Annotated in this window: 21 protein-coding genes; 13 read left to right on the forward strand and 8 right to left on the reverse strand. The window is 68.5% G+C overall.

Features of this window, described 5'->3' with window-relative positions; all coding sequences use genetic code 11:
* Positions 1-64 precede the first annotated feature (64 nt).
* The 9 genes from AB0J62_RS35445 (at position 65) to AB0J62_RS35485 (ending at position 9,374) form a co-directional block, all read left to right on the forward strand.
* Complete coding sequence (locus AB0J62_RS35445; protein ID WP_363880965.1) at positions 65-1,222, forward strand: hypothetical protein; 1,158 nt, start codon at positions 65-67, stop codon at positions 1,220-1,222.
* Between the two features lies 1 nt (position 1,223).
* The gene (locus tag AB0J62_RS35450) at positions 1,224-2,441 is read left to right on the forward strand and encodes a hypothetical protein (RefSeq protein ID WP_363880968.1); all 1,218 of its coding nucleotides are present in this window, start codon (positions 1,224-1,226) and stop codon (positions 2,439-2,441) included.
* Positions 2,442-2,496: 55 nt separating this feature from the next.
* Positions 2,497-3,228, forward strand: a complete 732-nt coding sequence (locus AB0J62_RS35455; RefSeq protein ID WP_363880971.1) for a metallophosphoesterase family protein — start codon at positions 2,497-2,499, stop codon at positions 3,226-3,228.
* A 17-nt stretch (positions 3,229-3,245) separates the two neighbouring features.
* Positions 3,246-4,370 (forward strand): histidine kinase, encoded by a 1,125-nt coding sequence (locus tag AB0J62_RS35460; RefSeq protein WP_363880974.1) that lies wholly within the window; start codon positions 3,246-3,248, stop codon positions 4,368-4,370.
* 9 nt (positions 4,371-4,379) lie between these two features.
* The gene (locus AB0J62_RS35465; RefSeq protein ID WP_134105903.1) at positions 4,380-5,126 is read left to right on the forward strand and encodes a LytTR family DNA-binding domain-containing protein; all 747 of its coding nucleotides are present in this window, start codon (positions 4,380-4,382) and stop codon (positions 5,124-5,126) included.
* Between the two features lie 13 nt (positions 5,127-5,139).
* Positions 5,140-5,520, forward strand: coding sequence for a hypothetical protein (locus AB0J62_RS35470; RefSeq protein WP_363880978.1), 381 nt, complete (start codon positions 5,140-5,142; stop codon positions 5,518-5,520).
* A gap of 164 nt (positions 5,521-5,684) precedes the next feature.
* Positions 5,685-7,223: a cation acetate symporter gene (locus AB0J62_RS35475; RefSeq protein ID WP_363880981.1), complete on the forward strand. Its 1,539-nt coding sequence runs from the start codon at positions 5,685-5,687 to the stop codon at positions 7,221-7,223.
* Between the two features lie 175 nt (positions 7,224-7,398).
* Positions 7,399-7,731: a DUF485 domain-containing protein gene (locus AB0J62_RS35480; protein ID WP_130446014.1), complete on the forward strand. Its 333-nt coding sequence runs from the start codon at positions 7,399-7,401 to the stop codon at positions 7,729-7,731.
* 11 nt (positions 7,732-7,742) lie between these two features.
* Entirely contained in the window at positions 7,743-9,374 is a 1,632-nt protein-coding gene (locus AB0J62_RS35485) for a cation acetate symporter (protein WP_363881029.1), read from the forward strand.
* 118 nt (positions 9,375-9,492) lie between these two features.
* On the opposite strand, the gene AB0J62_RS35490 is transcribed toward AB0J62_RS35485, so the two are convergent.
* Genes AB0J62_RS35490 through AB0J62_RS35500 form a run of 3 tightly spaced genes read right to left on the reverse strand, consistent with a single transcriptional unit; the run spans position 9,493 to position 11,949 of the window.
* Positions 9,493-10,980 (reverse strand): CYTH and CHAD domain-containing protein, encoded by a 1,488-nt coding sequence (locus AB0J62_RS35490; protein ID WP_363880985.1) that lies wholly within the window; start codon positions 10,978-10,980, stop codon positions 9,493-9,495.
* A 31-nt stretch (positions 10,981-11,011) separates the two neighbouring features.
* Positions 11,012-11,152 (reverse strand): hypothetical protein, encoded by a 141-nt coding sequence (locus AB0J62_RS35495; protein ID WP_363880988.1) that lies wholly within the window; start codon positions 11,150-11,152, stop codon positions 11,012-11,014.
* Positions 11,149-11,949, reverse strand: coding sequence for a methyltransferase (locus AB0J62_RS35500; RefSeq protein WP_363880991.1), 801 nt, complete (start codon positions 11,947-11,949; stop codon positions 11,149-11,151). The genes AB0J62_RS35495 and AB0J62_RS35500 overlap by 4 nt, the downstream gene beginning before the upstream one ends.
* 28 nt (positions 11,950-11,977) lie before the next feature.
* Between AB0J62_RS35500 and AB0J62_RS35505 the strand changes: the two genes are divergently transcribed.
* Complete coding sequence (locus tag AB0J62_RS35505; RefSeq protein WP_363880994.1) at positions 11,978-13,555, forward strand: PLP-dependent aminotransferase family protein; 1,578 nt, start codon at positions 11,978-11,980, stop codon at positions 13,553-13,555.
* Here the strand turns inward: AB0J62_RS35505 and AB0J62_RS35510 are convergent.
* The 3 genes from AB0J62_RS35510 to AB0J62_RS35520 form a co-directional block, all read right to left on the reverse strand.
* On the reverse strand, positions 13,543-14,511 hold the full coding sequence (locus AB0J62_RS35510; RefSeq protein ID WP_363880997.1) for a hypothetical protein: 969 nt from the start codon (positions 14,509-14,511) through the stop codon (positions 13,543-13,545). The two genes, AB0J62_RS35505 and AB0J62_RS35510, sit on opposite strands and share 13 nt — an antisense overlap.
* A 13-nt stretch (positions 14,512-14,524) precedes the next feature.
* On the reverse strand, positions 14,525-15,811 hold the full coding sequence (locus tag AB0J62_RS35515; RefSeq protein WP_363881000.1) for an MFS transporter: 1,287 nt from the start codon (positions 15,809-15,811) through the stop codon (positions 14,525-14,527).
* Positions 15,812-15,946: 135 nt separating this feature from the next.
* Positions 15,947-16,291, reverse strand: a complete 345-nt coding sequence (locus tag AB0J62_RS35520; RefSeq protein WP_363881032.1) for a sterol carrier family protein — start codon at positions 16,289-16,291, stop codon at positions 15,947-15,949.
* Positions 16,292-16,380: 89 nt separating this feature from the next.
* On the opposite strand from AB0J62_RS35520, the gene AB0J62_RS35525 reads away from it, so the two are divergent.
* On the forward strand, positions 16,381-17,013 hold the full coding sequence (locus AB0J62_RS35525) for a hypothetical protein (protein ID WP_363881003.1): 633 nt from the start codon (positions 16,381-16,383) through the stop codon (positions 17,011-17,013).
* Here the strand turns inward: AB0J62_RS35525 and AB0J62_RS35530 are convergent.
* On the reverse strand, positions 17,010-18,551 hold the full coding sequence (locus AB0J62_RS35530; protein WP_363881006.1) for an alpha/beta hydrolase: 1,542 nt from the start codon (positions 18,549-18,551) through the stop codon (positions 17,010-17,012). The genes AB0J62_RS35525 and AB0J62_RS35530 overlap by 4 nt on opposite strands.
* The gene (gene ricT, locus AB0J62_RS35535) at positions 18,548-19,630 is read right to left on the reverse strand and encodes a regulatory iron-sulfur-containing complex subunit RicT (protein WP_363881035.1); all 1,083 of its coding nucleotides are present in this window, start codon (positions 19,628-19,630) and stop codon (positions 18,548-18,550) included. The genes AB0J62_RS35530 and ricT overlap by 4 nt, the downstream gene beginning before the upstream one ends.
* Before the next feature lie 168 nt (positions 19,631-19,798).
* Here ricT and AB0J62_RS35540 point away from each other — a divergent pair, with 168 nt between their 5' ends.
* The gene (locus AB0J62_RS35540; RefSeq protein WP_363881009.1) at positions 19,799-20,296 is read left to right on the forward strand and encodes a SigE family RNA polymerase sigma factor; all 498 of its coding nucleotides are present in this window, start codon (positions 19,799-19,801) and stop codon (positions 20,294-20,296) included.
* Positions 20,293-20,856 carry a hypothetical protein gene (locus tag AB0J62_RS35545; RefSeq protein ID WP_363881012.1) on the forward strand — a complete coding sequence of 188 codons (564 nt, stop codon included), beginning with the start codon at positions 20,293-20,295 and terminating at the stop codon, positions 20,854-20,856. Before AB0J62_RS35540 ends, AB0J62_RS35545 begins: the two co-directional genes overlap by 4 nt.
* The last annotated feature ends 95 nt before the right edge of the window (positions 20,857-20,951 follow it).

Genomic DNA, 20,951 nt, shown 5'->3' on the forward strand with positions numbered 1-20,951 from the left:
TGGTCCCGCCGCACGGTCCCCACCAGCCGTGCCATGACCAGGTTCGTTTGTTAGGAGATCGCCGATGCGAGTGCAGAACGGCCGCCTCGTCGCCCTCGTCGCAGCCGTCGCGGTGGGTGCTATCGCGAGTGGCGGAGCTCTCGCCTACCGACAGGGCCCGCAGACCGCCGAGGCCGAGGCGGCCCCGCTCTCCACCTCGCCGTCCCCCGCCGCCGGCAACCCGACGACGGCCAAGCCGACACCGACGCCCTCCAAGACGCCGACGCCGAGCAGTGCGCCGGCCGGACCGTTGAAGACGAAGATCGTCCTCGACAAGCTGCCGACCGGCCGGGCGCCGCAGATCGCATATCTCACCGGCCGGACGATCCGCGGCGGCGCCGGCGGAGACGTCAAGGTCCCGGGCACCGCCGACATCCAGGAGGTCGCCCGGCTCGGCTCGTCGGCCCTCGCTGTGGTCGCCAAGGGCTACGGCACCGAGATGCTGACGATCGACACCGACGGCAGGATCACCGCCAGGACCCCGGACATCACCCAGATCGTCACCACCGACGACGGCCTCGGCGCGGCGTACATCGGCTCGCGTCTGAAGGACACCGGCGAGTCGATGGCCGGAGCGACCATCTACGCCGCGCAGGACCAGGGCCGCGCCGGCGTACAGAAGGTCTCTGTGCCGGGCGTGTGGAACACCTCCCTGCTGGGCTATCTCAACGGCAAGGTGTACTTCGACGCCGGGACGACCCAGGACGGTGCGACGAGCCTGTACGAGTGGTCTCCGGGTGAGTCGAAGGCGACGCCGCTCAAGTCAGTCCCGAGCGCGATGGCTGTCTCCAGCGTCGGTACGGCGGGCTCGCTGACCACGCTGGCCGACCAGAACAGCTGCAGCAGTCTCCTGACGGTCCCGGGAGGCAAACGGCTCTGGCGTACCTGCGACTACCAAATCGTCGGCTTCACCCCGGACGGCGCGACCGCGATCGCCGGTCCGATGTACCAGGACGGATACGGCAACGGCATCGCGGCCGCACTGGACGCCAAGAAGGGCACTCTGCTGCACGAGTGGTCCGGAGTGTTCCGCCAGTGGGTCCCCGAAGACGACCAGCACCTGCTCCTACTTGCCGACACCGGTGAGGACACCCCTGCTTCCATCATCCGCTGCACTGTCTCTACCGGTGCTTGCGAACTCGCCACGCCCCTTGCCAAGGGCGCACTACTGATCGGGGACTGAGTTGACGACTCCGCCCAAGCGGCAGCCGAACGGCCGTCTGATCGCTGTCGTCGCGGCCATCGCTGTGGCTGCTGTCGCGGTCGGCGGAGCCCTCGCCTACCGCCAGCGCCCCGAGGCAGCCGCCTCGGCCCTCGCCGCACCACTGGGCGGCGCCCCGAGCCCCACACCGTCACCGACGCCCTCGATGCTCACCTCGACGCCGGTCGTCTTACCCAAGCCGACCCCGACGCCGAAGCCATCACTCACGCAGAAGTCGACGACGACACCAGAGACGCCCTCAGGCCCGGTCGCTCTCGAGGCGGCCAAGCTGACGCAAGGCAAGAGTCCGCAGCTGACGTACTGGGTCCACCGCACGGTGCTCGGCGCCGGCAAGGAACTCAAGGTCCCAGTCAGTGCAAGCCTGATGAGCGTCGTCCGGCTGGGCAGCAGCGTGCTCGCAACCAGCGCCGGCGGTGAGCTGCTGAAGGTCGACTCCACCGGAGCGGTGGTACGCCGTACGCCGCAGGTCATGACGCTCACCGGGACCGCCGATCAGACGGCGGCGGCGTACGCGGCAACCCCGCCGGTGGTCGTCGGAGAGCAGACGTACGGCGCGACGCTCTACTCGGAGACCGGTGGCTCGCAGCAATCCGTGAAGCTCCCGGACGTCCAGAGCATCCACGTGCTCGCGTACGCGAAGGACAAGATCTACTACAAGGCCAACGTCAAGGGCGCCTTGACAACCATGAAGCTCTACAGCTGGACGCCGGGCGCCGCGAAGCCCGTTCTGATGAAGACCGTCACCGGAGACGTGATGGCTGTCTCGGACGACGGTCGCCTGGCGTCGACGCAGCCGTGGAACAGCAGCGCTGACGGCTGCTCCACAGTGGTCGAGATCGCCACCGGCAAGAAGCGATTCACGACCTGCGACTACCACGTCACCGGGTTCACGCCCGACGACGCCGTCGCGATCGGCACACCGGCGTACGGCGACAGCTACTGCAGCAACATCATCACCGCGCTCGACTCGCACAGCGGCGCCGTCGGACGCCAGTGGAGTGGCTGCTTCTACCGGGCTGTTGCGGAGGACGACCAGCATCTTCTGATGTCCACGGTGGTGACCGGGGGTGGTCAGGACCCGAACACCAAGACCACTGTCGTTCGCTGCACCCTCGATACCGCGAGGTGCGAACGGGCGACCGACGTCGTCGCCGCCAACCTGATCGACTTCGCCCGGTGATCTGCTCTGAGCAGATGTCCCTTCGTAGCAAAGGTTTTCGCGGCAGACTGCGGGCATGACGACGATTGCCGTACTGGCTGACATTCATGGGGTGCTGCCTGCACTGGAGGCGGTGCTGGCCGACGCTCAGGATGCTGATGTGATCGTGCTGGCCGGGGACATCGCCAGTGGGCCGCAGCCGGTGGAGACGCTGGATGTCTTGACGGCGCTGGGCGATCGGGCGGTGTGGGTGCGCGGCAACGCGGACCGGGAGCTGGTCGAGATGGCTCGGGGGACGTACGACGCCAAGCCGCCGGACGAGGTGAGCCGGTGGGCTGCCGAGCAGCTGCGGCCGGATCAGGTCGAACTGCTGGCCGGACTGCCCACGACTGTGACGATCGGAGACGCGCTGTTCTGTCACGCCACTCCGCGCGACGACGAGGAGATGGTGCTGGCCGACAGTCCGATCTCGCGCTGGTCCACGGTCTTCAGGGGTTTGCCGGCCGACGTCAGGACGGTGGTGTGCGGTCACACGCACATGCCGTTCGCGCGTCAGGTCGATCGGCGCCTGGTAGTGAACGCGGGCAGCGTCGGCATGCCGTACGGCGCACCCGGTCCGAGCTGGGCGCTCCTCACCGCAGACGGCGTGCAACTGCGTCGATCCGCGCTGGACGCGGCTGCGGCCGCCGACCGGATCGTGCGCGAGTCGACGTACCCAGGACGGGAGGCGTGGGTTGCGGAGTACCTGCTGAGCACGTACTCCGACACGGAGGCGCTGGAGGCGTTCAGGCCGCGTGCGGAGGGCTGAGCGGTTACCGTCAGGGGGTGTTCGCGCGGCGGAGGAAGCATTTCGGGACTCCGGCCGACAAGGCGACGTATGCGACCCTGCATACCGCCTCGTTGGCCAGTCCGCACCTGCGCGAAGGCCTGACCCCCGCAGCGGCAGGCAAAGCGAGCCGCCACCTCAGGGACCTCCTCGGTACGGCGGCCATCGCGATCTGCGACTCGTCCGGCGTACTCGCGTGGGACGGCGTCGGTGGAGCGTACGAGAGCAATCACCGTCGTGACGCCAAGGACCGCGCGGCGCCTACACTCCGCTCGGGCCGAACCGCAGTACTAGGTGCACATGACGTGGCCTGTGGCGATCCACAGTGCCCGATCCGTACGGCGGTGGTCGCACCGATCGTCACAGAGGAGCGCGTGGTCGCCGCGCTGGTCGCGTACAGCAACAACACCTCCGCTGCACTGGTCAGGGCGACCGAAGAGGTCGCCCGGTGGGTGTCCGGCCAGGTGGAGCTTGCCGAGCTCAACAAGGAACGTACGCGGGCTATGGAGGCCGAGCTGCGGGCATTGCGCGCCCAGATCAGCCCGCACTTCATCTACAACGCTCTGGCCGCTATAGCGTCCTTCGTCCGCACTGACCCCGAGCGGGCGCGTGAACTGCTGCTGGAGTTCGCCGACTTCTCCCGCTACGCACTGCGGCGTGGCGGCGAGTTCACCACGCTTGCCGACGAGCTACGCAACGTGGAGCGTTATCTGGTGCTGGAGCAGGCCCGCTTCGGTGATCGGCTCAAGGTGTCGCTGCAGATCGCGCCGGAGGTGCTGCCGGTGGTCATCCCGTTCCTGGTCGTCCAGCCGCTGGTGGAGAACGCAGTACGGCACGGGCTCGAGGCAGGGGCCGGATCGATCACGATCCGCGCACGCGACCGGATCAACGAGGCTGAGATCAGCGTGGAGGACGACGGCGCCGGCAGCGACCCCGAGGTGATCCGGGCCGCCCTGTCCGGCGAGACCGGCAGCGACTCGGTCGGCCTGGGCAACGTCGACGCCCGGCTGCGGCAGGTCTACGGCGACGCCTACGGCCTGGTCGTGGAGACGGCCCTGGACGCCGGAACGAAGGTAACTTTCCGAATCCCCAAATACTCCTCAGGAGTGCATGCCTCGCCGTAGTGTTCGCCTATGGCCGACACTCCGCTGCGCGCACTGGTCGCGGACGACGAGGAGCCCGCCCGTGCCGAGCTGGTGTACCTGCTCAGCCAGGACCCCCGGATCGGTGACATCCAGACCGCATCCGACGGCCCGGAGGCACTGAAGATCCTGCAGGCCTCCGACCTGGACGTGGTGTTCTGCGACATCAAGATGCCCGGTCTGGACGGCATCGACCTGGCCAGCGTGCTGTCCAAGTTCCGCCAGCCGCGTCCTCGGATCGTCTTCGTCACCGCGTACGACGAACACGCCGTGGCCGCCTTCGAGCTCGACGCGGCCGACTACGTCATGAAGCCGGTCCGGGCCGAGCGCCTGGCCGAGGCGGTACGCCGCGTGGTCACTGCCGGCGCACCGGCTGCGCTCCAGTCGCCCGACGAGACCGAGGACGAGACGATCTCAGTGGAGCTGGCCGGCGTCACCCGGTTCGTCCAGCGCTCCACAGTCCGGTACGTCGAGGCGCAGGGCGACTACGCCCGCCTGCACACGGGCCAGAACTCGCACCTCGTCCGCATCCCGCTCAGCACTCTGGAGGAGCGCTGGCGCGACGCCGGATTCACACGGATCCACCGCAGCACACTGGTCGCCCTGGCCCACATCGACGAGATGCGCGTCGACGGCGGCCGCTGTGCGGTCCGGGTCGGCAGCGACTGGCTTCCGGTGAGCCGACGGCACACGCGCGAGCTGCGCGACCTCCTGGTCCGATCGACCTCGCTGCGATGAGACGGCGTCGTAGATGAGTACTCCGGAGGGACCGCGTCGGGTCCGGGTCACCAGCCCGCGGACCAGCGCGGCACGGCGTCCGATCATTCCCACCGGCACCCGCGAGATCGACGAGCAGACCAGGCTCGGTGAGATCTACATGCTCTCGCTGGTGCAGTCGCAGCTGCGGCTGACGCTGGCCGTCATCGCCGGCGTACTGCTCGTCCTCGGCAGCCTCCCGCTGCTCTTCTGGCTCGTCCCGCCGACCCGCACCCTGTCCATCTTCGGCCTGCCGCTGCCCTGGGTGATCCTCGGCATCCTGGTCTATCCGGTCGTGTACGTCGCCGCCCGCGTCTACGTCCGCAACGCCGAGCGGATCGAGGCCGAGTTCACCGAGTTCGTCGGACGGAAATAGTGCCTGCCGGCGGGGAGGGTTCGAGCGATTGCGGTGGTCAGGTGCGTGCATCGGGGTGCTTGAGGAGCGTCCTCGATGCGGAGCATCGTGGGCGGTCCTCAAGTGCCGCGAGGTGCGTGCCTGGGCGCCGCAAGCGCCGAACCATCCCCGCCGGGAGGCACTAAATGTCGCCGGCAATTAGTTTGAGTGCGATCGGTTTGGTGGTCGCGGCAACGATCGGGATCGGGCTGTTCGGGCTGCGGATCTCGCGGACGACGAGCGACTTCTACGTCGCCAGCCGCGCGGTCAGCCCGCGCTGGAACGCCTCGGCGATCAGCGGCGAGTACCTGTCGGCCGCGTCGTTCCTCGGCGTCGCCGGTCTGGTGCTGGTCAACGGCGCCGACATGCTGTGGTTCTCCGTCGGCTACACGGTCGGCTACCTGATGCTGCTGGTCCTCGTCGCGGCTCCCCTCCGCCGGTCCGGTGCGTATACCTTGCCCGACTTCGCCGAGACCCGCTTCGAGTCCGACGCCGTACGCCGGATCTGCGCCGGTCTCGTGGTCGGGATCGGGACGCTCTATCTCCTACCGCAGCTGCACGGAGCCGGTCTCGCCGTCCAAACCGTCACCGGCGCACCGCCGCAGGTCGGGGCGATGATCGTCGCGGTGATCGTGGTGATCAACGTCGCCGCGGGCGGGATGCGCTCGATCACGTTCGTCCAGGCGTTCCAGTACTGGCTCAAGCTGACAGCGTTGGCAGCGCCAATCTTCGTGATCCTGCTCGCGTGGCACCAGCCGACCGGCGTACTGGACTCACTGCACGGCGCGGCCGCCGCCTGGGCCGAGCCGCTGTCCCGCGCGGGCGGTCGCGACCATCCGCTGTACGCGACGTATTCGTTGCTCTTGGCCCTTTGTTTCGGGACGATGGGGCTGCCACATGTCCTCGTCCGCTTCTACACCAACCCGGACGGCCGCGCGGCCCGGCGTACGACGGTCGTCGTGCTCGCGTTGCTCGGCCTGTTCTACCTCTTCCCGCCGATGTACGCCGTACTCGGGCGGACGTTCGCGCCCGATCTCGTGGCCAGCGGCGGGGACACCGTCGTACTCGAGCTGCCTGGGCGAGTTTTCCCTGGTACAGCAGGGGATCTGCTCGGTGCACTGGTCGCTGCCGGAGCGTTCGCCGCGTTCCTGTCGACGTCGTCGGGGTTGACGGTCGCGATCGCCGGGGTGATCGACCAGGACCTGTTGCGGAGCCGGTTGCGCGAGTGGACCGGCGGCGATTACGTCGCGGTGAACAGCTTCCGGATCGCGGCGCTGATCGCGATGGTCGTGCCATATCTGGCGTTCACGGTGACGGGTGCGTTGAGCCTCGCGGACACCGTCGGGCTCGCGTTCGCCCTTGCTGCGTCGACGTTCTGCCCGCTGCTGGTGCTGGGGATCTGGTGGCGGCGGATGTCCACCACAGGAGCGGCGGCCGGGCTGGTCGTCGGCGGGATCGCGGCCAGCGCCGCCGCTCTGATCCACGTGGCCGGTGCACCGCAAGGAGGCTGGCCGCGGGCGCTCGTCGGTCAGCCGGCCGCGTGGACGATGCCGCTCGCGTTCATCACTGTCATCGTGGTCTCGAAGCTCACCCCGGACCGCATCCCGGCCGGGACTGCCCGCAGCATGGTCCGCCTGCACACCCCGGAGGCCGTCGACGTCGACCGCGGCCTGCCACCTCGCTGAGACCGTTCGTCGTGTGATTCCTACCGCTCGGCGCAGTCGAGTGATCCACCGAACGACTGGTCTGCTCCGCTGAGCGCTCGATGCCTGCCGGTGCTGTCGCGGCCGCCGTGACCCAGGCCACAGTACGACGCAGCCGGCCTCTTCCGCCCGGCTCGATCCCTCCTGGAGGCTCGCGATGAGTGATACACGCGATCCGGACCTGACGACCTATCGGGACGTCCAGCTTTCGCCGGACTTCTCCGAGCTGCGTCGCAGGTTCCGGCGATTCGTGTTCCCGATGACCGCACTGTTCCTGGTCTGGTACTTCGTCTACGTCCTGCTCGCCGACTACGCACACGGCTTCATGTCGCACAAGGTCGGCGGCAACATCACCGTCGCCCTGCTCTTCGGACTCGGCCAGTTCGTGTCGACGTTCGCGATCACGCTGATCTACGTCCGCTGGGCCGACCGCCGGCTCGACCCCGACGCCGAGAAGCTGCGCCGCCAGATCGAGGGAGAAGCACAGTGACCGCCCCATTGATGTTGCCGCTGGCAACTGACATCGGAAACCCGACCGTCAACATCATCATCTTCGCGTTGTTCGTCGTGGCCACGCTGGCGATCGTGTTCCGGGCCTCCCGCAACAACAAGACCGCGGCCGACTTCTACGCCGGCGGCCGGTCCTTCACCGGCCCGCAGAACGGCATCGCGATCTCCGGCGACTACCTGTCCGCCGCGTCGTTCCTCGGCATCGCGGGCGCGATCGCGCTGAACGGGTACGACGGCTTCCTGTACTCGATCGGCTTCCTGGTCGCGTGGCTAGTCGCACTGCTGCTAGTTGCCGAGCTACTGCGGAACACCGGCCGCTTCACGATGGCCGACGTGCTGTCGTTCCGGCTCAAGCAGCGGCCGGTCCGGATGGCGGCCGCGATCTCGACCCTCGTCGTCTGCTTCTTCTACCTGCTGGCGCAGATGGCGGGTGCCGGCGGTCTGGTCGCGCTGCTGCTCGGCGTCAGTCACCGGGCCGGACAGAGCATCGTCATCGCCGTGGTCGGCATCCTGATGATCACGTACGTCCTGGTCGGCGGCATGAAGGGCACCACCTGGGTGCAGATCGTCAAGGCCGTGCTGCTGGTCATCGGCGCCGGCATCATGACGATCTGGGTGCTCGCGAAGTACACCTTCAACCTGTCCAGCCTGCTCGGCGCAGCGGTCGACAAGAGCCCGGCCGCCGGCGAGAAGCTGCTGTCGCCCGGCCTGCAGTACGGCGCCACCGGCGTCACCAAGCTCGACTTCATCTCGCTGGCTCTCGCGCTGGTGCTCGGCACCGCCGGTCTCCCACACGTGCTGATGCGCTTCTACACGGTTCCGGATTCGAAGGAAGCCCGCCGCAGCGTCAGCTGGGCGATCTGGATCATCGGCATCTTCTACCTGTTCACCCTGGTCCTCGGGTACGGCGCTGCCGCGATCGTCGGACCGGACCGGATCAAGGCCGCGCCGGGCAAGGCGAACTCGGCCGCCCCGCTGCTCGCCTTCGAACTCGGCGGCGAGGTCCTGCTCGGCGTCATCTCCGCGGTCGCCTTCGCCACGATCCTCGCCGTGGTGGCCGGGTTGACGATCACCGCGAGTACGTCGTTCGCGCACGACATCTACGGTCAGATCATCAAGAAGGGCCAGATCAGCGGCGACGGCGAGGTCCGCGTGGCGCGCTACACCGCGGTCGTGATCGGCATCGTCGCGATCATCGGCGGCATCTTCGCGAACGGCCAGAACATCGCGTTCCTGGTGGCGCTCGCGTTCGCGGTCGCGGCGAGTGCGAACCTGCCGACGATCCTCTACTCGCTGTTCTGGCGGCGCTTCAACACCCGCGGCGCCCTGTGGAGCATCTACGGCGGCCTGGCCTCGACGATCATCTTGATCGTGTTCAGCCCGGTCGTCTCCGGCAAGGTCGACAAGAAGACCGGCGCGAGCCTGTCGATGATCACCGACACCGGCATCGACTTCCACTGGTTCCCGCTCGACAACCCCGGCATCGTGACGATCCCGCTGGCCTTCGTTCTCGGCTGGCTGGGAACCATCACCAGCAAGGAGCCGGTCGACGTCGACCGCTTCGCCGAAATGGAGGTCCGCTCCCTCACCGGAGCCGGCGCCGAGAAGGCAGTCCAACACTAAGACCTGTCAGGCAGGCCCTGCTGATTCGACGCGGACCTGCCTGACAGCCCCAACCCCAGACTCCGGGCGGCCAGGTAGGCGAGTACCTGACCGCCCGGCTCACGTTCCTGCAAGACCGTCAGAACTTGAGGGTCGGCCAGAGTTCGTAGAAGGCGGCCCGAGAGGTGTTGCCGCAGGCTTCTTCGATCGCGTGCAGGCGGCCGAAGGTGAACGGGTTGCCGCCGTCGGCGAAGACTTCGAGGGCGAGGCGGTGGAGGAGGTCGCGGGAGACGACGGAGTCCTGGTGTTCGCCGAGGATTTCCTGGACCTCCTCGGCCCGAGCAGCCAGCTTCGTCGCGTCATCGCCCAGGACGGGTTCGGCGGACTCCGCGGCGTACCGCAGGCGCTTGGCGGCCTTGCGGACCTCGTGAAGCTCATGGTCCTGCTTGGCGACGGTCTCCGCGGCCTTCGAGCGCTTGACCGCCTTGCGCATACGTTTGCGGTCATGGGCGAGGATGTCGTCGATCTGTTTGCTCGCCTTGCGGTCGTCGCCGGTCACCGGCGGCTTCGCGAGCAGTTCGTCCAAAGCATCGAGCAGCCGGAAGTACCGCGGGCTCTCCAGCGCCGCGAGCGCACCCGCGCGGCCGTTCTTGTAGACCCCGCGCAGGTGATCGTCGATCCGCCCGGCCACGCGGCCGATGACCAGTTCGACCGGCTGCGCAGCGACCTCGGCCGCGAAATGTTCGCGCTGCACCTCCGCATCGCGCGCGACGCCGAGTTCGCCCGCCAGCCACTTGAGCTCCGTGCGGATCTCGTCGCCGGCCTCGCGGTCGATCACCGGACGGTACGTCGCGAGCGCCGACCGCAGTCGCCGCGTCGCGACCCGGAACTTGTGGATCGAGTCCGGAACATCACGCCGTACCTCGGGGTCGCGCTCGTGGATCGCCTTCACCTGCGCAGCGGCGTACGCGCGGAACAGGTCCGAGGTCAGCGGCTTCTTCGGCAAGCTGATCGACTCGGTCGACGGCACCCGGTTGCCGAGCGCCCGCGCCAACTTGCTCGGACCGCTCGCGGGACGCGCGCCGGCCGACTTCAGCAGCTCACCGGCGTCCTCGAGCAGCAGCCTGTCACCGTCGACCAGCTCGACCTCCCACTCGCGCCAGCTCTCCGGCTCGTCGCCCTCGACCGTCGCGGTCACGTTGTCATCGGCGACCTCCGCGAGTACGTCGCCGTCCGCGTCGAGCAGGCGGTGGACGACGCGTCTCGTCTGCAACCTCACGACCGGGACGAGTGCGCGGTCGCGCACATACACGCGGACCGTGCGAACGACCGCACTCGGCACGCTCTGCACCGATCGGCCCAGTGGGTGATGAACCTCGAGTCGTTCGCCCGACGAGACCGGGAACTTCACATGCCAGCCGTCGTCCTCACCACCGGTCCGGCGGCGCAGCGTCACCTTGTTCGCGGCCAGGTCCAGGTCGGCGGTGTCGTAGTACACCGCCTCCAGGTCGAGCTCGACCGGTTGAGCAACGCTAGCGACGCCGGGCAGTTCGTGCATCGCCGGCAGGATCACGCTGTCGTCGACGTCGTACTTCGTCTCGATCTCTAGCTGCTCAGTCGGGGCCATACTCCCTGTTTACCAGGCGTTCATGAACTGGTCAGCTGAGTGCGCGCAGATCGGCCACAAGCCGTTGCAGGTCACGGTCCTCCATGCCGTTGAGCATCGGGCGGATCTGCCTGCGCTGGTTGCGATTCAGGGCCCGGCAGACCGCGGCGACGAGGACGAGCAGAGCGATCATGTTCGACCAACTCCCTTGAAGAACGTGTAGTGGAAGGTGCCGCCGGGCTCGGCGGTCTTCTCGAGGTCGCGGATGCCCGCTTCCCATTCGGCCTCGGTCCGTCGGCCGGCCGCGAGCGCGCGTTCCCGGACCGACTCGACCATCGCGATGAACGTCTTGCGGGTGAAGCCGTCGACGAGATGCGGGAGCGTCCGATCTGCGTACACGGTGCGCGGCTCGACGTGCACGTCGTCGTACCCGGCGTGTTCGAGGAGCGGCTGGAGGCGTCGGCCGATGAGCGAGTCGCCGCCCGCTTCGGCCTGAAGGTCGACGAGGCAGTCGACGGCGGCTTGGGCCGACGTACTGCGCGGGTGGTAGATGGCGGAGCCGTGGTCACCTTCGATCACCGTGATCGTGCCGCCGGGGGTCAGGAGGTCGCGCAGGCTGACGAGAGCCTTGCCCGGATCGGCGAGGTGCTCGAGGACGAAGCAGACGAAGATGTGGTCGAACTTCTCGCCGCGCAGGTCGTGGAGGTCTGCGTGGCGCCAGTCGACGGTGACGTCCGGAGCGTGTACGGCGACGCGGGCCTTCGCCTGGGCGAGCGAGTCTTCGGAGACGTCCACCGATACGAGCTCGATGCCGGGGCTGCGGGTCACCAGCTGTACCGTCTGCGCGCCGACTCCGCAGCCCGCTTCCAGGACTCGGCTGCCGGGTGGGTAGGTGGTGCCGCCGTGGAGGAGGTCGGCGAGCGTTCCGGCCTGGTCCGTCAGGCGGCGGGTCTCTGCCGGGGTGTACCCGTGGACGTAGTCGGTTTTCATACCTCTACGGTCCGGCCACAATGGTCCTGTGAACAGGTCCAATCCGGGGAGAAGTGGTCGGTCCAAAACAGGCGCGGACTTCCTTCAGTTGGACCCGGCCGAGGCGCCGCCCGGCGGCCTCGCCGACTGGCTCACCGACCGCCTCCGCACCGCGATCGCCACCGGCCACCTCCCGGTCGGCACCCGCCTCCCCGCCACCCGCACCCTCGCCACCGACCTCGGCATCTCCCGAGGCGTGGTCACCGAGTCCTACCAACGCCTAACCGAAGACGGCCACGTAACAACCCACGGCCGCTCCGGCACCCAAGTAGCCCGAACCCCCCTCACACCAACCCGCCCCTCCCCGGCAACGCCGCATACCCAACCCCGCACACCCCAGACGACCCCGGACGCCGCCCACCAGCCCCATCCACCGGCCGGCACTCCCCAACCCCCACCACCCGACGGCACCCACCCAGCCCCGCCACCGGCCCAGGGCGGCCCAGGGCTCGACGTGTTTGATTGGCTGCGTGGGGAGCAGGCGCGGATCGACCTGACCCCGGGAGTGCCGGATCTGGCTGCGTTTCCGCGGGCGGCCTGGTTGCGGTCTGAGCGGGCGGTGTTGAGTGACCTGGAGTCGGCCAGCTTCGGGTACGGCGATCCGGCGGGGACTCCGGCCCTGCGACGAGCCGTCGCCAACTGGCTCGCGCGCAACCGCGGCATCGCAGCCGATCCGGAGGACCTGATCATCGTGGCAGGTGTCGCGCAGGCGATCGGGCTGGTGGCGCAGGTGCTCGCGCAGCGCGGCGTACATGAGATCGCCGTCGAGGATCCCGGCTCGCTCGGATCCCGGCAGCACCTGCAGAACTGGGGCATGCAGACCCCGCCTATCCCCGTCGACGACTGCGGCCTACAGGTCGACGTACTCCGAGAATCCACCTCCAAGGTGGTCATGGTGACGCCGGCACACCACTTTCCGACCGGCGTAGTGCTCGACGGTGAACGCCGTCGGGAGCTGATCCAATGGGCCGCGGACGGCGGGCTGATCATCGAGGACGACTACGACGCCGAGCACCGCTACGACCGCCCGCCAGTGCCGGCAATCCGCGCGATGCTCGCCGACCATGTGATCTACGCGGGCAGCATCTCCAAGCTCCTCGCCCCGTCGCTGCGGATCGGCTGGATGCTCGCGCCCCCGCAGTACAAGGACGAACTGATCGGCCGCAAACGCCTAACCGACCTGGGCAACGCGGCGCTCCCGCAACTCACGCTCGCCCACCTGATGGAGTCCGGCGAGCTCGAGCGCCACCTCCGCGTCCTCCGCCGCCGGCACCGCGTCCGCCGCGACGCGATGGTCACCGCCATCCACAACTACTTGCCCACCGCAACCATCCACGGCGCCGCCGCCGGCCTGCACCTCACGATCACCTTCGACGATTCCACCGACGACGTCGACCTGGCCGCGTCAGCCCTGGCCAAAGGCGTCAAAACCCACCCTCTGTCCTGGCACAGCCAACTCCCGCACGCCCCCGGTCTGGTCCTGGGCTACGCCGCCCGAACCCCCACCGAGATCAGCGAAGCGATCGCCACCATCGCCGAGGCCCGAGAACTGGTTCAACGGGTGTAGAGCGAGGACATCGCGAGGGCGAACTGGGTCATCAGGTCCGGGTTGATCGCGCGCGCCGGCAGCGGCACGAGGTCGACGATCTTGTCGTCGCCGACGCGGATCGTGGTGCGGCCGGTCGCGGTGTCGACGTACCCCTCGTCGCCGAGCGGGAGGGACTGCGACGTCGCGGCCTTGCGGATCGGGACCATCAGGGCCTTGGCCTGCGAAGTACGGCGTACCGAGGTGTACAGCACGCTCGTCGAGGTGACCCAGCCGCAGACCGGATCGCCGAGGGTCGTTTCACCGTCCCGCCGGACGATCGCCGGCCCGCCCATCACCTTCTCGGCCGCGGACGAACCGCGCTCACAGTCCTGCCGGGTGATCTCCAGCTGCGGCTCCGGCAGGCCCGGCGCCTGCCGGATCACGTCCTGCCCGAGCACGACGTACTTCGCGAGCGTGGCCTTGGGCCCGGCGATCCGGTAGAGCCTGCCGCCCAGCAGGAATACGACGAACGTGCTCGTCCCGTACCCGCCGTCGCCCAGCAGTGCGGGCTTGGCAGGCTCGCGCTTCGTCGCCGCGTACGCCTTCTGGGTCGCCGCCAGCGTCGCTTTTGTTGCCGGAAGCACCGAAGTTTCGACGTTCAGCACCGGCCCGTTCGGAGCCGTGCTGAGGGTCAGCTGACAGACGTCGTACGTCGGGATGCCGAAGTCGACCGGCGGCGTCTCCGGATGGATGTTCGCGACCGGCACCGCAAGCGTCGACTGCACCAACGAGGCGTCCATCCGCACGCACAGCGTCTCCGCGAGCTTCGAGCTCGACGACGGTGTCTCGGACGGCGTTTCCGACGGGGTTTCCGAAGGCAGCTGCGAAACCGACACCAGCGGCGGCGCGCTCGGCGCGTCCTCCTGACCGGGACCGCTACAGCCCGCGAGCAGTACTGCGGCCAGCCCGGCGGTCACTACACGGCGGATACGCATGATGACTCGAAGCCTAACGGGCCGCTCGGAGGTCCCTTTCGCGGACGGCGTGTTCGTCTGTGCGGGCGTCGTACCGCCAGAACTCGCGCAGCCAGGCAGCGGTGCCGACCACTCCGATGACACACAGAGCACCGCCGCTGACGATCGCAGTACGGACGCTGGTGAGGTCGGCGACGAGACCGGAACGCGCCTGGCCGCCGAGCGGGCCGAGGGAGTATCCGAGCATTTCGATCCCGGCCAGCCGGCCGCGCATCTCGTCGGGGATCGTCTGGTTCCAGATCACCGAGCGGAACAGCACCGAGACCATGTCGGCCGCCCCGGCCAGGGCGAAGAACCCGATCGCGAACCAGATGTTCGGCGCCAGCCCGGCGATGCCGACCGAGGCGCCCCAGCCGATCGTGGCCAGCACCACCGCCCGGCCCTGGTGATGGACGTGTTTCGCCCAGCCGCTGGTCAGGCTCGCGCACATCGCGCCGATCGCCTCGGCGCTGTACAGGAGACCGAGCAGTTTCGGCTCCTTCAGTACGTCCGTCGCGAAGGCCGGGAACAGCACGATCGGCATCGCCAGGAACATCCCCACCATGTCCACCAGGTACGTCGCCAGCAGGTCCTTGCGGCGGTACGCGTACATGATCCCGCCGCCGATCGCCCGCAGACTCGGCGCGGTGGTGTGGTCGCCCGCCTTGTACGAGCCGAGCCGGGTGTAGAGCAACGTCGCGAACACGATCCCGGTCAGCTCGACGGCAAACGCCCAGGTCACGCCCACAGAGCCGACCAGTACACCACCCAGCGCCGGACCGGCGAGCTGGCCGACCTGAGCGGTCAGCGAGCTCAGCGCGACCGCCGCCGGGATCTCCTGGTGACGGACCACACGCGGCAGGAGCGCCTCCCGGGAGGGCCGCTGCAGTGAGGAGGCGATGGCGTTCAACGCGCCGCACACGTAGATCAGCCAGATCTGCGGATGGGCCAGCAGGGTGTTGGTGACCATCAGCGCGGAGATCACGACCTGGGCGATCCCGGTGCCGACGAGCAGTTTCCGCCGTTCGACGTGGTCGGCCAGCGCACCGCCGTACAGGCCGAAGACGACGAGTGGGGCGATCGTGACCAGGCCCATCGCGCCGACGGCGAAGTTCGACCCGGTGAGTTGGTACAGCTGGTACGGCAGAGCGACGTACCCGACCATTCCGCCGAGGAAGAACACCGATCCCGAGACCAGCAGGATGCGGAAGTCACGGGAACCACGCCACGGGGTCAGATCGACACGCAACCGGGCCAGTCGCGTGCGGAGACTTGCTGCCACCGCAACATAGTGACAGGTCCTACCGGTAGGAACGAACCTGGTTTCCGGTCACCCTTTCGATCACCGTCGAATCTTCCGGCCGCGACCCTCCGAGCGTCGTGGCGTGGCACCGATTGGTTGCCCAGGGCGTCAATCTCACGCCCGGACCAGAGGTAGCAGGCCGGTCAGGTCCGTGCGCTCGCCGCTGGCGCGAAGTCTGCCGGTCAATCGGGCTTCGGCCCAGGTCGTGCGGCCCAGTGCGACGTCGATCCACAGGTCCGGCGGGAGTTCGATCACGGCGCCCGGCGTACCGCGGGTGTGTCGCGGACCTTCGATGCATTGCACCGCGCCGTACGGCGGGACGCGCACCTCGACGGCGTGACCTGGCGCCTTTGCCACCAGGATTTTCAGCAGTTCCTTGGTGAGCAGTTTCAAGTCGGCGCGCTCCGCCGTACCGTTGTCGTAGCGCTGCAACGCCTGCTGGAACGCGGGTTCGGACATCTCCACGACGTGCCAGCGTACGCGCGGGTTTGCGGTGACGCCCCTCTCGTCAGCGATAATCGGCCGGGAGAGAGGGAAGCGAGGTCGGGATGCTCACGCCCAGGCACCAGGCGCTGCTGATGACGCTGGCGGGAATGACCGTCGGCGTAGCCGTGTTCGGCGCGGTGCTCGCCATCAACGGCGGCAATCCGTTCGCCACCGACAACAGGACCTCGGTGGGGATCGTGAGCTCGGCCCCACCCAAAACTCCGACCTGTGCCGGTTGTCTCGAGCCGGGCTCGCTGCACTACGTCGTGCAGGACTTCGGCACCGACGACGACCCGGTGTCGGCAGAGGTCCCGGCCGGCTGGAAGAGCGCCCAGGCCGGCACCCGGCCGAAGTTCCTCGACCCGACCGGCGTCTGGCAGGTCCGGTTCGACACGCGCGGCAGCAAGCAGACGCCGGATCAGCTGGTCGCGGGTCGCGAGCACAGCATCGACGAGCGCAACCTGAAGGTGCTCAGCCGCGACAACGGCACGCTGGTCTACACGTACACCGACCAGGCCCGCGGGCCACGGATGGGCCTCTCACGCTGGATTTCGCTCGACGGCGGCAAGACGTCAGCCGTGGAGATCACCGTCGGGGGCCGCCCGCAGGACGAGGCAGGCCTCCGCGCCGTACTCGAGCATGCGACCGACACCCTCAAACTGCCGGTCGCACCGGGCGACACCCGCCCCAACTAACACTTGATGTCGGTGGCCGGGGTGTTGCCCTGCACCAGGTAGCTCTCGACGACGTTCTTCACACACGCGTTCCCCGAGAGGTACGCCGTGTGCCCGTCGCCGTCGCGCGTGACCAAAACACCGCTTTCCAGCTGGTGTGCCAGCCCGACGGCCCACTCGTACGGCGTGGCCGGGTCGCGCGTCGTACCGACGACCATGATCGGTTTCGCGCCGGCCGCCTTGATCTTGTGCGGCTGGTTGACCGGCTTCACCGGCCAGTTCGCGCACGACACCGACGACCACGCGAGGAACTCGCCGAACCGCGGTGACGCCGTCTTGTACGCCGGCAGGTTCGCCTCGATCTGCGCGATCGAGGTGAAATCGGGGTGATCGAGGCAGTTGATCGCGATGTTGACCTCGTTCGAGTTGTCGGCGTACCCGCTCTTCTGACGGTCCGTGTACTCGTCGGCGAGCGCGAGCAGGCGGGCGCCGTTCCCGGCGAGCCCGTCGGCGACGGCGTCCTCGAGCCGCGGCCAGAAGTCCTTCAGGTACAGCGGGTAGATCAGGCCGAGGATGACCAGGGCCTGCGTGACCTTGCGGTCCCCGTCGCCGGGCAGCGGATTCGCGTCGCTGTCCTTGATCAGCTGATCGACCTTCGCGAGCACCTCGGTCTTGCTGCTGCCGAGCTTGCAGGACCGCTGCGCGCAGTCCTCCGCGAACGCGTCCAGCGCCTTGTCGAAGCCCTTCGCCTGCGCGATCCCCATCTGCTCGTTGGTGATCGACGGGTCGACCGCGCCGTCCAGCACCATCCGGCCGACGTTCTTCGGGAACAGCTCGGCGTACGTCGCTCCGAGGTACGTGCCGTACGACATCCCCAGGTAGTACAGCTGGGGGTCGCCGACGATGCCACGGAGTACGTCGATGTCGCGGGCGGCGTCCTTGGTCGACACGTGCGGCAGGAGCCGGCCCGAACGTGTTTCACAAGCGGCGGCGAAGGTCTTCGCCTCCTTGTCGAGGTCCGCGATCTCGGCCGCGTTGTCCGGGCTGCCGTCGGCGGCGATCATCGTGTCCAGCTGCTCGGTGTCCAGGCATTTGACCGGCGTGGACTCCCCGACGCCGCGCGGGTCCCAGCCGATGATGTCGAATTTCCGCAGCAGCGAGGCGCCGAACAGCAGCGGTGCCTGCCCGGCGAACTCCTGCCCCGAGGCGCCCGGACCGCCCGGGTTGATGAACAGCGTGCCGAGCCGACCGCCGCGGTCCCGGGCCAGCACCTTCCGCGCCCGCAGCTCGATGGTCTGACCGGCCGGCTGGCTGTAGTCGAGCGGGACCAGGATGGTCGCGCACTGCTGGTTGGAGCCGCAGCGTTCCCAGTCGGGCTTCTGCTGGTAGAACTTCTCCAGCCCGGCGGGGATCGGGCCCACAGGTGCACTCGGCGGGTTGCTGCCGATACCGGGCACCTCGGTGCCGCTACCCGCGTTCTGCGCGCGACTGGCCACCCCGCATCCGCTCGCCAGGACCGCAAGAGTTGCCACCAGTACGGTCGACCTGCGGAATCTCACTGCCCGGTTTCTCCCTCGTCGTCATGGTGCAGGCGGCGGCGCCGGCGCGGTTTCCGGACCCGCCGCTCCTCGCGGGTCTCGTCCTCATGCTCTCCCGGTACGACGTCCTCGGCGGGCGCCGGGTCCTTCTGGGGCTCGGCATCCCTTCGGGGCGCGTCCTTTCGGAGCGTCGCGTTCGTTCGGGGTGCGGTATCCGTCTGGGGCGAGGCTTCCGGCGTACCGACTGGTTCGATCGGGGCGGCGTCCGGGGTCGTCGTACTGGATGCTTCGTACTGCTGCCGCGGCGAGCACACGTCCGCGCGACTGCAGGCGCAGCGCCGGCCCGAGGCTGCCAGCCGGACGACCACGGTGTCGCTCGGCACGTTGTGCCCGACCACCACTCCATCACCCGCGGGGGTCTCCACCGCGGTCCCGAGGGCCGGGGCCTTCGCGTTGAACTCCTGGTAGAGCGGGTGCTCGTACTTCAGGCAGCACATCAGCCGGCCGCACGCACCGGAGATCTTCAGCGGGTTCAGCGGGAGGTCCTGGTCCTTCGCCATCCGCACGCTGACCGGCTCGAAATCCTTCAGGAACGTCGCGCAGCACAGGTCCCGCCCACACGGCCCGATCCCGCCCTGCAACCGCGCCTCGTCGCGGGCACCGACCTGCCGCAGCTCGATCCGCGCCCTGAGCGCCCGCGCCAGGTCCCGTACGAGCTCGCGGAAATCCACCCGGTGCGGCGCCGAGAAGTACACGATCACCAACTGGTCGACATCCGGCCGCCGGTCGACGAAATCGATCCCGACCACCTTCATCGGCAACCCGTGCTGCCGGATCGTCCGCTTCGCAATCACCCGCGCATCAGCCCGCCGCTGCCGGTTCTGCTCGTCGCGATCCAGGTCCTTCGCGGTGGCGATGCCCTCGCACAGCGGCAGCCCACCAATCTCCTCGGTGACGTACTGCGGCGCCCACACGCACTCAGCCACTTCAGGCCCGTCGTCAGTAGGCACGAGCACCTTGTCCCCCACCCGGGGCCGAAACTCACCCGGGTCCAGGTAATAAAGCCGCCCGTACCGCTCGAACGACACCGCCATCACCATACCCACGCCGTCAGACTACTTGCAGAACCACAATCCGCGACCCCAGCCAGCCCCCGCGCGCAACCAACAGAAGGACAGTCTGCTGAGGACCGGGCTGAGAATTGTTCGGCTAGCCCCCCAACGTCGTGGGTGGGTTGTTCGTCTGGGTGGGTGAGAGGGGGTGGGGTGGTGGCTGACTGGGAGCCTGCGTTTCGGGCGTTGGTGGCTTCGCGGGGTGGTGCGCTTCGGAGCTATGCCTATCTGCTGACCGGCGACGCGACTACAGCCGGCGATCTGGTCCAGGAAGCGCTCACGCGGGTGTTCAGTCGGCGGCGGATCGGTGGGGACGTCAACGAACTCGAGGCGTACGTGCGGCGCGCGATGCTCAACCAGTACATCGACAGCCGCCGCCGACTCAGGCGCTGGAACGCGACCCGTCACCTGCTGGTCGACCTCCAACACCACGACGACGACCGCCTGGCGGTGGCCGACGAGGTACGCCGGGCGCTGGCGACCCTGTCACCGAAGCAGCGGGCATGCGTCGTACTGCGCTACTACGAAGACCTGCCGGTCACCGAAATCGCGGACGAACTCGGCTGCGCCGAAGGCACCGTGAAGCGTCACCTGGCCGACGCAAGAGCAAAGCTCGCCACGCAACTCGGCGTCACCGAGGAGAGCACGCCATGACAGACCTACAAGCCCTACTCCGAGCCACAGCCGCCGAGGGAAGCGACGCCGTCGACCTAGCGGAGGACGCCGTCGCCGACCGCATCCGACACCGCCGCACCCGAACCCGACGCCTCACGATGGGCGGTACGACGCTCGCCGCCGCCGTGGTGATCGCGGGTACGACGTGGGCCGTCCACCCCGGCGCCGAACACCCGCCGACAGCAAGTGGGCCGTCGGCAGCAGCTGTCCCACCTCGGATCGTCACGTCCGACGTCGCTGGTCCTAGCGGCATGGAGGCGCTCCTCGTAGGCACCCTGACCGCCGACGCGAACGGCTGCGTTCGAGCGCAGGCGGGCCAGTCCATGGTGACTCTCGTATGGCCCCGCGGGTACACCGTCCGCGGAGACTCGCAATCTTTCGAGATCCTCGACGCCATCGGCAAGGTGGTCGCGCGATCCGGCGTACCACTCAGCATCGGCGGCGGAGCCGCAGACAGATTCCAGAACACCTGGACAGGCCGGGAATGCGCCACCGGCGGCCACCTGTGGATGGTCGGCACCATCAGCACCCGGCGCTAGCTAGCTGTACTGACCAGGCAGGTTAGTTAAGCGGGTGATGGGTGGGACTTTGCCGATCGCGGTGTGGGGTCGGTGGTGGTTGTAGTGGTGCAGCC

The organism is Kribbella sp. NPDC049584 (assembly GCF_040675555.1).
Lineage (GTDB): Bacteria > Actinomycetota > Actinomycetes > Propionibacteriales > Kribbellaceae > Kribbella.

Excerpts from the sequence above, each read along its gene's own strand:
- AB0J62_RS35490 (WP_363880985.1), bottom strand. The coding sequence starts at position 10,980 with ATGGCCCCGACTGAGCAGCTAGAGATCGAGACGAAGTACGACGTCGAC.
- AB0J62_RS35520 (WP_363881032.1), bottom strand. The coding sequence starts at position 16,291 with ATGTCCGAACCCGCGTTCCAGCAGGCGTTGCAGCGCTACGACAACGGT.
- ricT (WP_363881035.1), bottom strand. The coding sequence starts at position 19,630 with ATGGTGATGGCGGTGTCGTTCGAGCGGTACGGGCGGCTTTATTACCTG.
- AB0J62_RS35445 (WP_363880965.1), top strand. The coding sequence starts at position 65 with ATGCGAGTGCAGAACGGCCGCCTCGTCGCCCTCGTCGCAGCCGTCGCG.
- AB0J62_RS35525 (WP_363881003.1), top strand. The coding sequence starts at position 16,381 with ATGCTCACGCCCAGGCACCAGGCGCTGCTGATGACGCTGGCGGGAATG.
- AB0J62_RS35510 (WP_363880997.1), bottom strand. The coding sequence starts at position 14,511 with ATGCGTATCCGCCGTGTAGTGACCGCCGGGCTGGCCGCAGTACTGCTC.
- AB0J62_RS35500 (WP_363880991.1), bottom strand. The coding sequence starts at position 11,949 with ATGAAAACCGACTACGTCCACGGGTACACCCCGGCAGAGACCCGCCGC.
- AB0J62_RS35480 (WP_130446014.1), top strand. The coding sequence starts at position 7,399 with ATGAGTGATACACGCGATCCGGACCTGACGACCTATCGGGACGTCCAG.
- AB0J62_RS35485 (WP_363881029.1), top strand. The coding sequence starts at position 7,743 with ATGTTGCCGCTGGCAACTGACATCGGAAACCCGACCGTCAACATCATC.
- AB0J62_RS35495 (WP_363880988.1), bottom strand. The coding sequence starts at position 11,152 with ATGATCGCTCTGCTCGTCCTCGTCGCCGCGGTCTGCCGGGCCCTGAAT.
- AB0J62_RS35465 (WP_134105903.1), top strand. The coding sequence starts at position 4,380 with ATGGCCGACACTCCGCTGCGCGCACTGGTCGCGGACGACGAGGAGCCC.
- AB0J62_RS35470 (WP_363880978.1), top strand. The coding sequence starts at position 5,140 with ATGAGTACTCCGGAGGGACCGCGTCGGGTCCGGGTCACCAGCCCGCGG.
- AB0J62_RS35455 (WP_363880971.1), top strand. The coding sequence starts at position 2,497 with ATGACGACGATTGCCGTACTGGCTGACATTCATGGGGTGCTGCCTGCA.
- AB0J62_RS35545 (WP_363881012.1), top strand. The coding sequence starts at position 20,293 with ATGACAGACCTACAAGCCCTACTCCGAGCCACAGCCGCCGAGGGAAGC.
- AB0J62_RS35475 (WP_363880981.1), top strand. The coding sequence starts at position 5,685 with ATGTCGCCGGCAATTAGTTTGAGTGCGATCGGTTTGGTGGTCGCGGCA.